Raw genomic sequence first — 12353 nt, 5'->3', positions numbered from 1 at the left:
TATAGGAGAGAGGGAGGATGAAACAAATGATAGATTTACATTGTCACATTTTACCTGGTATCGATGACGGTGCACAGACAGTAACAGATAGTTTAGCGATGGCACAACAAGCCGTTTCAGAAGGAATACATACCATTGTTGCAACACCACACCATCAAAATGGAAAATATGTAAATGAACGTACCTCAATTATTCATCACGTAAAACAACTAAATGATGAACTACAACAACATAATATTCCACTTACTATTTTACCGGGACAAGAGGTCAGATTATATGGGGATTTATTAGAAGACTATGAAGCTGGTAAAATTGTTACTTTAAACGAAACAAATAAATACATATTCATTGAATTTCCATCTAATCATGTACCTCGTTATGCAGAACAACTACTATATGAATTGCGCGTAAAAGGAATGATTCCAATTATCGTTCATCCGGAACGTAATGCCGAGTTAATCGAGCGGCCAGATAAGTTATATAACCTTGTAAATAAAGGGGCATTAACGCAAGTAACGGCAGGTAGTTTATTAGGGAAATTCGGTAAAAAAATCAAAAAGTTTTCACTTCAACTTGTAGAACATAATTTAACACATATGGTTGCTTCAGATGCACATAACATAACGTCAAGAGGATTTCATTTAGCGGAAAGCTATGAACTAATTGAGAAAGAATTCGGAATGAATGTTATGAGTGATTTAAAAGAGAATCCGTACTTATTAATTAGCGGGAAGGCAATTTACAAAGAAGATCCAGAACAAATTCGTCGTAAAAAATTGTTTGGTATTTTTTAAATAAAGAATTGGTGATGTCTCCTAACCGTTATCAATGGGGGCACTCGGTCGTGCTGTGGGTAGAAATTTTTATTTCGAACCTACCTTAGACGCTTGTCGTCGGGAGTATGACGTGAGGATGGGTTAGATGCCCATAATTTATTTATGTTAGAAACTCTACTTATGGAGTTGTAAAGACGACCCTATAAGTAGGGTTTTTGTTATTGTTACATATGGATATAATAATATGTTTGGGGGTACTAGATTTGAAAAAAGTAAGAAAAGCAATTATTCCAGCTGCGGGACTGGGGACAAGGTTTTTACCGGTAACAAAGGCAATGCCGAAAGAAATGTTACCAATTGTTGATAAACCGACAATTCAATACATAGTAGAAGAAGCGATAGAATCAGGAATTGAAGATATTATTATTGTTACTGGAAAAGGAAAGCGAGCGATTGAAGATCATTTTGATCATTCATTTGAACTAGAACAAAACCTTTTAGAAAAAGGAAAGTATGAAATGCTTGAAAAGGTACAAGCTTCTTCAAAAATTAATATTCATTACATAAGACAAAAGGAACCAAAAGGCCTGGGACACGCAGTATGGTGTGCACGTAAGTTTATTGGAAATGAACCATTTGCGGTATTACTTGGTGATGATATTGTGCAAGCAGAAACACCTTGTTTACGTCAATTAATGGATCAATATGAATGTACACAGTCGTCAGTTATTGGTGTACAAACAGTACCTGAAAACGAAACACATCGTTACGGTATTATCGATCCAGTTGAACAAAGCGATCGCCGTTATCAAGTGCGTCAATTTGTTGAAAAACCAGCAGAAGGTACGGCACCATCAAATTTAGCAATTATGGGGCGTTACGTATTAACACCAGAAATCTTTATGTTGCTTGAAAATCAACAAACAGGTGCGGGTGGAGAAATTCAATTAACAGATGCAATTCAACGATTAAATGAAGTTCAACGTGTATTTGCTTATGATTTTGAGGGTACGCGTTACGATGTCGGGGAGAAGTTTGGATTTATTAAGACGACGATTGAGATGGCGCTACAAAATGAAGAATTAAATGTAGAGTTAATGAAGTATATGAAGGAACTTGTAAAAAAGGAAGAGGTACATTCATAAGAGAATGTCCTTTTTTATTATGAGTAAGATAAGAATTATATAAAGAAGGGAACATGTATATTGAGTTATCGAAAACGGCTCTCATTATTAATTTTATTAGATTCATTTATCGTATTAACTGCCGTGTATTTAAGTTATTGGTTTATACATCCAAATGTATTAAACAAAATTCCTATGACAGTAGTTATTAGTTCTATTACATTATTGTGTAGTCATCATGTTTTTGCTGCTATTTATAAGCTTTATAATAAGGCGTGGGAATATGCGAGTATTGGTGAATTAAAACAAATATTTAAAGCAATTACGCTATCAATTTTAGTAACAGCAATTGTTCAACAAATTATAAATCATGATATTTATGTTCGAATTTTAGCGATCGCATGGATGTTACATTTATTATTGATTGGCGGTTCTCGCTTCGTATGGCGTATGTTCCGTGATACATATATTGCAAAAGCAAATGATAAAAAACGAACATTAATTATTGGTGCAGGTTCAGCAGGAACAATGGTAGTACGTCAATTGCAACATAATAAAGAAGCAGATTTATATCCAATTGCGTTTGTCGATGATGATAGAAACAAACAAAAATTAGAAATTTATAATGTGCCGGTTGTTGGTACAACAAATTATATTCAAGAAATTGTAGAAGATAATGATATAGAACATATTATTATCGCGATCCCTTCATTAAATAGAGGGCAAATAAATGAAATCTTTGAGAAGTGTAGAAAAACGAAGGCGAAAACTCAAATTGTACCAATGCTTGAAGATCTTTTAGATGGAAAACTCTCTGTTAATGAATTCCGTGATGTACAAGTAGAGGATTTATTAGGGAGAGAACCAATAAAGCTAGATGATGCAGGCATTGGAGAAAAGATTACAGACAAAACGATTTTAGTAACAGGTGCCGGTGGATCAATTGGATCAGAAATTTGTCGCCAAGTGATGAAATATAAACCAGCTAAAATTGTTCTTTTAGGACATGGTGAAAACAGCATTTATAATATCGAAATGGAAATGAGAGTTACCTATAAAGATACAGTTGAAATTACAACAGAAATTGCTGATATTCAAGATCGTCATAAAATCTTTGAAATAATGAAAAAGCATCAACCGTATATTGTATACCATGCGGCTGCACATAAGCATGTTCCTTTAATGGAGCGTAATCCAGAAGAAGCTGTGAAAAATAACATTTTTGGTACGAAAAATGTAGCTGAAGCGGCAGATACGTTTAAAGTAAATACGTTTGTAATGGTTTCTACAGATAAAGCTGTAAATCCAACAAATGTAATGGGAGCTACAAAACGATTTGCAGAAATGATTGTGCAGCATATGGCATCGGTTAGTACTGGTACACGTTTTGTTGCGGTTAGGTTCGGTAATGTCCTAGGGAGTAGGGGAAGTGTAATTCCTCTGTTTAAGAAACAAATTCAAAAGGGTGGACCTGTAACAGTTACTCACCCTGATATGATTCGTTACTTTATGACAATACCAGAAGCTTCAAGATTAGTTATTCAGGCGGGTACACTGGCTAGGGGCGGAGAATTGTTCGTGCTAGATATGGGGGCCCCAGTAAAGATTGTGGATTTAGCTAAAAATTTAATTACCCTTTCAGGTTTTTCTATTGAAGAAATTGGAATTGAATTTACTGGATTAAGACCAGGTGAAAAAATGTACGAAGAGTTATTAAATGAAGGTGAAATTCATCCAGAACAAATTTTCCCTAAAATTCATATAGGAAAGGCTGTTTTAATTGATCAAGGGATTTTAAGGCAGTTTATGAATGACTTTGAAGGAATTAGTAAAGAAGAAATAAGAGAACGACTATTAGATATTGCAAATAATAAAGTAAATCTTAAAAATTAATTCAAGGGAAGGAAGTTTTAAAAATGGGAGACAGAATATTTCTTTCATCACCACATATGAGTGACGAAGGTTATGAAATGCATTATGTGAAAGAAGCTTTCGATACAAATTGGATTGCACCACTTGGGGAAAATGTAAATGGATTTGAAAGAGAATTAGCTATGAAAGTAGGATCTAATGCAGCGGCTGCACTATCTTCTGGAACAGCTGCAATTCATATGGCATTAAAAGCAGCTGGAGTAGGAGAAGGTGATGTTGTTTTTTGTCAAACACTTACATTCTCAGCTACAGCAAATCCAATCATTTATCAAAATGCTACTCCTGTTTTCATAGATAGTGATTATGAAACTTGGAATATGTGTCCTAAAGCATTAGAAGAGGCTTTTAAAAAGTATCCAAATGTAAAGGCAGTTATAGTAGTTCACCTTTATGGTCTTTCGGCAGATATGGATAAGATTGTTGAACTTTGTAAAAAATACGATGTTACTTTAATTGAAGATGCTGCTGAATCTTTGGGAACTTATTATAAAGGTAAACATACAGGTAGTTTTGGAGAGTATGGTATTTTTTCTTTTAATGGTAATAAAATCATTACTACTTCTGGTGGCGGTATGCTTGTTTCTAATGATGAAGAAAGAGTTTCAAAGGTAAGGTTTTGGGCTACCCAAAGTAGAGACCAGGCAAGACATTATCAACACAGTGAATTAGGATTTAACTATCGTATGAGTAATGTAGTTGCTGGAATTGGTAGAGGGCAACTTAAAGTATTAGATCAAAGGGTTCAAAAGAAAAGATACATATTTGATTTTTATAAGAGAGAACTAGGAAATCTTGAAGGAATTGAATTTATGCCTAGTAATGAGTGGAATGAACCAAACTATTGGCTAAGTTCTATGACACTAAACGGTAAGATCCGTCCAATAGATGTGATGGAAGCCCTTGAAAAAGAAAATATTGAATCTAGACCGGTTTGGAAGCCAATGCATATGCAGCCGTTCTTTGAGAAATATGATTTTGTTGGTACAGATGTATCAGAAAAACTTTTTGAGAATGGTATATGTTTACCAAGCGATACGAAGATGACAGAAGCAGATTTAGAAAAAGTGGTGAAAATTATTAAAGGGTTGTGGATAGCATAATGAGGAGTTCTAAAGTTGGCATCTATGGCAGGTTTATAAAAAGGCCGATGGATTTTATACTGTCTTTAATTGCTATTATAATGCTTAGTCCAGTATTCCTTATAGTGGCTTTTCTTGTAAAAACAAGATTGGGTAGTCCAGTATTATTTAAACAAGAGAGACCGGGATTAAATGGAACTATTTTTAAAATGTATAAATTTAGAACAATGACAGATGAAAAAAATGAAAATGGTGAGCTACTACCTGATAGCGTAAGGCTTACTAAGTTCGGTAAATTTTTACGTTCGACATCACTTGATGAATTACCGGGGCTGTTTAATATTTTTAAAGGTGATATGTCAATTATAGGACCAAGGCCTTTATTAGTTCAGTATTTACCACTATACAATGAACATCAAAAGCGTCGTCATGAAGTTAGGCCTGGATTGTCAGGGTTAGCGCAAGTCAATGGTCGGAATGCTATTAGTTGGGAAGAGAAATTTAATTATGATATTGAGTATGTGGACAATATGAATTTTATTATGGATTGGAAAATTATTCTCTTAACTATTAAGAAGGTTTTCATTAGAGAGGGGATTAATTCTCAAACGGCAGCTACTATGGAGCCATTTAAAGGGAATAGTAAAGGAAGCATAGAGTTATGAACACAAAACTTCTTATAATAGGTGCTGGTGGTCATGGAAAGGTTATAGCTGACATTGCATTAAAGATGAAAAAATGGGGATATATAGCTTTTCTTGATGATAGTGAGAATGTGAAAATTTCAATGGGGATAGAAATAATTGATAAATCCACAAGTGTTTCGAAATACATAGAGGATTATGACATCTTTGTTGGCATTGGGAATAATGTTGTACGCAAAAAGGTCCAGGAAGAACTTGAGGATTTAGGAGCAATTATACCAGTCTTAATTCATCCAAGTGCAATTATTGGAGAACAAGTTTATTTAGGAGCAGGAACTGTAGTTATGGCAGGTGCTGTTATTAACTGTTGTACCAAAATTGGAAAAGGAAGCATTATTAATACTGCTTCTACAATAGATCATGACAATAAAATTGATGACTATGTTCATATATCACCAGGTGCGCATTTAGCTGGTACAGTAAGGGTTGGATCGGGTACTTGGTTAGGTATTGGGAGTGTAGTAATTAATAACATTAATATTACTAACGATTGTAAAATAGGTGCGGGAGCTGTAGTAATTAGAGATATAGCCGAAGCGGGAACATATGTAGGGGTTCCTGCAAAAAGGATGGACGAATAGAACAATTAAGGGAGAAGGTAAATGGAGCTGTTATACAAATATCTATTTTATATAAGTGGATTTATTATAGTTTGGGCGATGGTTGGTTATCCTATATCATTAAAATTAATTGGAAGGTTATATAAGAATCGAAATCTGGAAAAGAATTACTCTCATGAGCCGACAGTAACTGTTATGGTAGTTGCTCATAATGAGGAAAAAGTAATTTTAGATAAACTTAATAATATTTTAGAGTTAGATTATCCTAAAGATAAAATCGAATTCTTAATAGCTTCTGATAATAGTACAGACAAAACTAATGAAATTGTTAGGGAGTTTATTAAAGAAAATCAAGATAGAAAAATAAGAATTTATGAAGTGAAAGCTCGAAAAGGGAAAACAAATGCACAAAATGAAGCACAAAAAAATGTGAAAACAGAGTATTTAGTTATGACCGATGCAAACTCTATGATGGATAAAAAATCTGTTAAAGAACTTATGGCAGCATTTACGTCAGAAGAAATTGCATATGTTTCGGGAAGATTAATGATTGTTAATCAAGGGTCTAGTGATGTAAGTAATGCTGAAGCGAGTTATTGGGATAGCGACATGGTAATGCGTGAAATTGAAGGGCGAATGCAAACTATAACAGCTGGTAATGGGGCTTTATATGCATGTAGAACTAAGGATTATTATGATTTTAATCCAATACAATGTCACGATAGTGCAATGCCACCATTGTATGCACTTCAAGGGAAAAGGGCGATTGCGAATCATGATGCGATTGCTTGTGAAAAAGCTGGTGAGGTTATTGAAGATGAATTTGGTCGCAAAGTAAGAATGAACCGAATTATTTTGAAACATATTTTACCAGATGTAAGGATACTGAATATATTTAAGTATAAATGGTTCTCTTATTTTTATTTTGGACATAGAACATGTAGGTATTTACTATGGATTGCACATCTTATAGTACTAATATCCAATGCATTATTGGTAACAGAATCTTGGTTTTATTTAATTACATTTATTGGACAAGTGCTATTTTATCTCATGGCGCTGATAAAAGTAATAACTAAGACAAACAATAAGTATGTAACGTTAACTTATTATTATTGTGTAACGATAATTGCACAATGGTTCGGTGTCTATAATATATTGACTGGAAAAGCAAAACCGTTTTGGGAAAAAGCTGAGAGTACAAGATAGATAAAGTTTTCAATTGTAGGATATATGTTATTGGAATAAAGTGAGTATTTTATTTATCTAGTTTAGGGTGTGAAAATATGTGTGTTCAGGTATTAGTTTCTACAATGAATAGATCAAATCCTGTTGGTTTGTTTGAGAAGATGAATATATCATCGGATGCAGTAATAGTAAATCAGTGTGGGTATGAAAAACAAGAAGCTTTATGTGTACAAAGTCATAAATTAACTTATGTGTGCAGTGAGGATGTAGGATTAAGTAAAAGTCGCAATAAGGCAATATCTAATTCGCAGGATGAAGGTATTGTTTTATTAGCGGATGATGACCTAATATATGTTGATAATTATAGTGAATTAATCCAGAAGACATTCGATGAAAATCCAGATTATGATATTATTAGATTTCAGGTGGAAGGAATTAACAGACCATTCAAAACATATGAAAATCAAAGTAAAAGATTAGGATATCTTAGTTCCTTAAAAACTTCTTCTGTCGAAATTGCATTTAGAGTCGAAAAAATTAAAAAAGCAAACATTCAATTTAATGAGCAATTTGGAGCGGGTTCCATTTATAGGATGGGAGAAGAAAATATATTTTTATATGAATGTTTAAAAAAGGGGTTAAAAATTAAATATGAACCAATTAAGATTGCCGATTTATATATTGGTGAATCTTCTTGGTTTACAGGATTTAACAAAAAATATTTTTATGACCGGGGCGCAATATTTAGTGCTCTATCACAAAGGTGGGCAGCGGTACTTATATTACAATTTGCATTTAGACACTATCACAAATATAAGTCTAATATGACTGTAATTCAAGCAATTAGAGAAATGTTCAATGGTCATCAAGAATATAAGAGGAAATTGGGAGAGAAGTGATTTGAGGTTATTATTTGTAGGAGATCTTATTGGTAATGTTGGTCCAGCAAATGTTAATAAAGCATTAAAGAAAAATTTACCTAATAGTACTATGTTTTTAGAAAAACGTTCAATAATTGGTAGGGTTTTTGAGCTTGTTGTTAAAATAAGAAAAGCAGATGCAGTTCTCTTTTCTGGAATGTCTAAAATAAATATTATAGGATTTAGAATTTCTAAACTGTTAGGTATAAAATCTGCGTATTTAATGCATGGATGTCGTAATATAGAAGGAAAAATTAACGGGAATTATAATCAAAATGATGTTGATGTCGAAAATAAGGTATTAGAATTAGCACCTATAATTATTTGTGTTTCCGAAAATTTTATGTATTGGATGAAAGAAAATTATCCTCAATATGAAGATAAGCTAACCTATGTCAATAATGGGATCGATTGGGAAAACCTTACTGCAGCTAAAAAAACAAGTATAGAAAGAGAAGAAAATACTTTAATGGCAGTTGGGGGAGGGGTACCATTAAAAAATATTAAATCAATTTGTAAAGCAATTGATTTAATTAATCAAAAAGATCAAATGAATCTTCAGCTTATTGTTATAGGAAACGAAGGAAAGGATCTTGAAGAAATTCTTTCGTTTCCTTTTGTTCAATATTATCAAAAGGTGCCACACGAGGAAATGCCTTATTATTATCAAAGGGCAAAGCTATTTGTACAAAATAGTAGTTTCGAGACTTTTGGACTTGCACCTATTGAGGCCTTGGTTAATGGATGTAATTTACTTGTATCTAAGGAAACAGGTGCTAAATCGATAATTCCGCACTTAGAAGATAATGATATTGTTTACGATAATTACAATGTGAATGAGATTTCAAAAAAAATAAAGTTTTTACTTGCTAATAGCAATAATAAGAAGTTGATTAGTAGTATGAATCCAAACGTAACATCTGTGGAATTTGCGGCTATTCAAATAGTGGATACACTCAAAAAATAGCTATATAAATAAGTTCGAGGTGATTATGATAAAACTGTACTTAGGGAAATGAATTATTAAATCAAAAACTACATAGGGTACAAAATATTGGTGCGATTAATATCTTTAATAGTGTTAGTAAATATTTACATTATAATAGTTGGATTATAAGGACTGAGAGCATAAATGAATTATTTAAAACAATTTATCAGGACATCAGGAGTATTTTTTATAGGTAATACATTGACTAAATTGATAGGAATTTTTTTGTTACCGTTATACACCTCAAGAATAAGTCCTGAATCTTTTGGGTATTACGATTTAACTATTTCTTTAATTAATTTAGTAATTCCGATCATATTCTTTCAAGTGTGGGATGGGATTTTTCGTTTCACCTTTGATTATGAGAAACTAACAGATAAATATGCTGTAATTTCAAATGGAATTACAATTCAAATTTTTGGAGCATTTTTATATAGTATTACGTTTTTTATTATAATTAATGCTATTGATTATAATATCCATTATAAATATTTAATTTTTATTCAAGGGGTATTATTTGCTTTTCAGTATTATTATAATTTTGTGGCTAGAAGTTTTTCAAAGAATACTTTGTTAGTAGCGACAGGTTTACTGAATAGTATTATTAGTATTTTGATTAATATAATTTTAATTGTAATTTATGATATGGGAATTGAGGCATTATATATTTCATATATTGTCGGAACGTTACTTCAAATTGTGATATTGGAAATAAAAGTTAAAATCATAAGTAATTTTAAAGTGAGTACAATTTCCCTTTCTCTAATAAAGAAGCTAATACTTTTTTCTTTACCGCTCTGCTTAACAACTATATCGTATTGGCTTTTAAGTGGTCTAATTAGGATCGTAATTAGTAATAAATTAGGGATGCATGAAAATGGGTTATATGGGATTACTAATCGTTTATCTAGCATAATGGTATTAGTGGTTAACTCTTTTCAATTAGCATGGTATGAAATGTCATATTCTATGGGGAAAGAGGAAAATAAAAAAGAATATTATAGAAATAGCTTGAATTATATATTAAAAGTTATTTTATATGTGGGTTCAATCTCGCTAATTATTATTAAACTTATATTTCCATATATGATTGCAGAACAGTATCATGAAGCGCTAACAATAATTCCTATTACATTTATAGGGGTATTAATTAATTCATATGCAAGTTTTGCAAGTACTCTATTTTTAGCAGAGAAGGAATCAAGTAAGTTACTAATGCCTACTCTAATTAGTGCGATTGTTAATATAATTGGATTAGTTGTATTAACTAATATTTTTGGATTAATAGGTGCAACACTCTCTCTTACAATAGCTTTCTTCATTAATGGCTTAATAATTACAATTAAATTAAAGAATCAATACAATATTAGTCTAGAAGCTTCCACATTGTATGGAGGAATAGTTACTTTAACTATCTCCACTTTTGTGTTTTATTACTACGAAGGAGTATACCTGATAGTTTTTGTATTAATTTTAGCGGTTATCTTAATTTATATTTTTAAAAACATTATAATAAAGGTTTTAGATTTATTAAGAACAACTAGATAAAAAGGAATGCTAAGAATTACGAAGAATTCTCCTTCTATCTAGATTTTTTATAGTAATTGGTTATATGAAAATAGAGATTAGAGAGGATAGAAGATGAAATATACCATTTTTACTCCAACATATAATAGGGAAGAGGAGTTAGGGAGTTTATACGATTCCTTAAAGAAACAATCATTTCGAGATTTTGAATGGTTAATTATTGACGATGGATCAACTGATAAAACAGAGCAAAAAGTTAATGGTTTTATAAAAGAAGGTAACATATCTATTAGGTATATTAGACAAAATAATGGAGGTAAGCATCGGGCTTTTAATAAGGCAATTGAAGAATCCAAAGGGGAGTTTATGGTTTGTGTAGATTCAGATGATTTTTTAAAGGACTATGCCTTAGAGAAAATTGATAAATACTCTAAAATAAATAATAACGTAATGGCAATATGTTTTTTATGTGTAGATCCACAAGATAATGTTATAGGAAGTAGTTTTCCTAAGAGTAACTCAACATTTAATTTAATTGAATTAATTTATAAGTATAGGATGAGGGGAGATAAACTGTGGGTATTTAAACACGATATATTAAGAGAATATAGATTTCCTGAATATAAAGGAGAGAAATTTGTTACAGAGGGCGTACTAACACTCCAAATGTCACTCAAATATGAAGTTTTAGCTGTCAATGAAGCATTACAGGTTTGTGAGTATAGACATGGGGGATTGACTGCTATTGGTAATAAACAACTGTTCAGAAAAAACTCTAAAGGTGCAAAAGCGTATTATAAATTATTACTACAAATAGCCCCTAATTATAAATACAAATTATTCTATTTATATAATTACCTATTATATAGCGTCTCTGGGAGAAATATATGATAAATCAGGTTAAGCTATTAGCGAAGTTCATACTTTTAAAATATAAACACAAATCAGCTAGTATTAATTCTTTTCAGGTAAATCGTAATCTTAAGATATCTAAGGGAGCTAGAATTAATAAAGGTGTAATAATTGGCGAGAATGTTTCTATCGGCGAATACTCATATATTAATAATAATTCTATAGTGTTTAATTCGGATATTGGGAAGTTTTGTTCTATAAGCTATAATTGTATGATAGGTTTGCCTAATCACCCTATTAAAAATATTAGTACGTCCCCATTTATATATTCTAAAAATAATATTCTTAATATTCCAGGGAGTTTTGAGGAGTTAAATATTCAAACGGTAATTGGCAATGATGTTTGGATTGGTGCCAATGCAATAATAATGCGAGGTGTATCAATAGGAAACGGTGCAATTATAGGAGCTGGATCAGTTGTAACTAAGGACATCCCAGCTTACGCTATTGCAGTAGGTAATCCAGCTAAAGTCATTAAAATGAGGTTTGAGAAAAATCATATAGAGTTTCTAGAGGAAATGAAGTATTGGGATAAGTATGATACTCAAAACAAAGAACTTGCACATTTAGTATTAAATAGGGAGAAATGGATAGAAGATGTGAAGTGACATTTTTAAATTATTGTTTTAGGATGAATTAAGAT

12 protein-coding genes are annotated in these 12353 nt (G+C 31.8%); all 12 read left to right on the top strand.

Annotated features, from left to right (window positions below; genetic code table 11):
* Positions 1-26 precede the first annotated feature (26 nt).
* Positions 27-794, top strand: coding sequence for a tyrosine-protein phosphatase (locus N2V79_RS25880; RefSeq protein ID WP_070757792.1), 768 nt, complete (start codon positions 27-29; stop codon positions 792-794).
* Positions 795-1039: 245 nt separating this feature from the next.
* On the top strand, positions 1040-1921 hold the full coding sequence (gene bpsC, locus N2V79_RS25875) for a UTP--glucose-1-phosphate uridylyltransferase BpsC (RefSeq protein WP_340720312.1): 882 nt from the start codon (positions 1040-1042) through the stop codon (positions 1919-1921).
* Positions 1922-1981: 60 nt separating this feature from the next.
* The gene (locus N2V79_RS25870) at positions 1982-3793 is read left to right on the top strand and encodes a polysaccharide biosynthesis protein (protein ID WP_265938479.1); all 1812 of its coding nucleotides are present in this window, start codon (positions 1982-1984) and stop codon (positions 3791-3793) included.
* Positions 3794-3816: 23 nt separating this feature from the next.
* Positions 3817-4932, top strand: a complete 1116-nt coding sequence (locus N2V79_RS25865) for a DegT/DnrJ/EryC1/StrS family aminotransferase (RefSeq protein ID WP_151527124.1) — start codon at positions 3817-3819, stop codon at positions 4930-4932.
* Positions 4932-5576: a sugar transferase gene (locus N2V79_RS25860; RefSeq protein WP_278003031.1), complete on the top strand. Its 645-nt coding sequence runs from the start codon at positions 4932-4934 to the stop codon at positions 5574-5576. Before N2V79_RS25865 ends, N2V79_RS25860 begins: the two co-directional genes overlap by 1 nt.
* Positions 5573-6196, top strand: coding sequence for an acetyltransferase (locus N2V79_RS25855; protein WP_265938480.1), 624 nt, complete (start codon positions 5573-5575; stop codon positions 6194-6196). Before N2V79_RS25860 ends, N2V79_RS25855 begins: the two co-directional genes overlap by 4 nt.
* A gap of 21 nt (positions 6197-6217) precedes the next feature.
* Entirely contained in the window at positions 6218-7384 is a 1167-nt protein-coding gene (locus N2V79_RS25850; protein WP_340720311.1) for a glycosyltransferase family 2 protein, read from the top strand.
* Positions 7385-7461: 77 nt separating this feature from the next.
* Positions 7462-8262 carry a glycosyltransferase gene (locus tag N2V79_RS25845; RefSeq protein ID WP_265938482.1) on the top strand — a complete coding sequence of 267 codons (801 nt, stop codon included), beginning with the start codon at positions 7462-7464 and terminating at the stop codon, positions 8260-8262.
* Between the two features lies 1 nt (position 8263).
* Positions 8264-9250: a glycosyltransferase family 4 protein gene (locus N2V79_RS25840; protein ID WP_340720310.1), complete on the top strand. Its 987-nt coding sequence runs from the start codon at positions 8264-8266 to the stop codon at positions 9248-9250.
* Between the two features lie 165 nt (positions 9251-9415).
* Positions 9416-10819 (top strand): lipopolysaccharide biosynthesis protein, encoded by a 1404-nt coding sequence (locus tag N2V79_RS25835; RefSeq protein WP_265938484.1) that lies wholly within the window; start codon positions 9416-9418, stop codon positions 10817-10819.
* Between the two features lie 93 nt (positions 10820-10912).
* Complete coding sequence (locus N2V79_RS25830) at positions 10913-11689, top strand: glycosyltransferase family A protein (protein WP_265938485.1); 777 nt, start codon at positions 10913-10915, stop codon at positions 11687-11689.
* Positions 11686-12318 (top strand): CatB-related O-acetyltransferase, encoded by a 633-nt coding sequence (locus N2V79_RS25825; protein ID WP_265938486.1) that lies wholly within the window; start codon positions 11686-11688, stop codon positions 12316-12318. Before N2V79_RS25830 ends, N2V79_RS25825 begins: the two co-directional genes overlap by 4 nt.
* Positions 12319-12353 lie beyond the last annotated feature (35 nt).

Origin of the sequence: Bacillus sp. CH_70 (assembly GCF_038007045.1) — a bacterium.
GTDB lineage: Bacteria > Bacillota > Bacilli > Bacillales > Bacillaceae_G > Bacillus_A > Bacillus_A cereus.
The sequence above is the reverse complement of the archived record's forward strand: the minus strand, read 5'-3'. Positions and strand labels throughout refer to the sequence as shown.

Excerpts from the sequence above, each read along its gene's own strand:
- N2V79_RS25880 (WP_070757792.1), top strand. The coding sequence starts at position 27 with ATGATAGATTTACATTGTCACATTTTACCTGGTATCGATGACGGTGCA.
- N2V79_RS25865 (WP_151527124.1), top strand. The coding sequence starts at position 3,817 with ATGGGAGACAGAATATTTCTTTCATCACCACATATGAGTGACGAAGGT.
- N2V79_RS25860 (WP_278003031.1), top strand. The coding sequence starts at position 4,932 with ATGAGGAGTTCTAAAGTTGGCATCTATGGCAGGTTTATAAAAAGGCCG.
- N2V79_RS25855 (WP_265938480.1), top strand. The coding sequence starts at position 5,573 with ATGAACACAAAACTTCTTATAATAGGTGCTGGTGGTCATGGAAAGGTT.
- N2V79_RS25850 (WP_340720311.1), top strand. The coding sequence starts at position 6,218 with ATGGAGCTGTTATACAAATATCTATTTTATATAAGTGGATTTATTATA.
- N2V79_RS25845 (WP_265938482.1), top strand. The coding sequence starts at position 7,462 with ATGTGTGTTCAGGTATTAGTTTCTACAATGAATAGATCAAATCCTGTT.
- N2V79_RS25835 (WP_265938484.1), top strand. The coding sequence starts at position 9,416 with ATGAATTATTTAAAACAATTTATCAGGACATCAGGAGTATTTTTTATA.
- N2V79_RS25830 (WP_265938485.1), top strand. The coding sequence starts at position 10,913 with ATGAAATATACCATTTTTACTCCAACATATAATAGGGAAGAGGAGTTA.
- N2V79_RS25825 (WP_265938486.1), top strand. The coding sequence starts at position 11,686 with ATGATAAATCAGGTTAAGCTATTAGCGAAGTTCATACTTTTAAAATAT.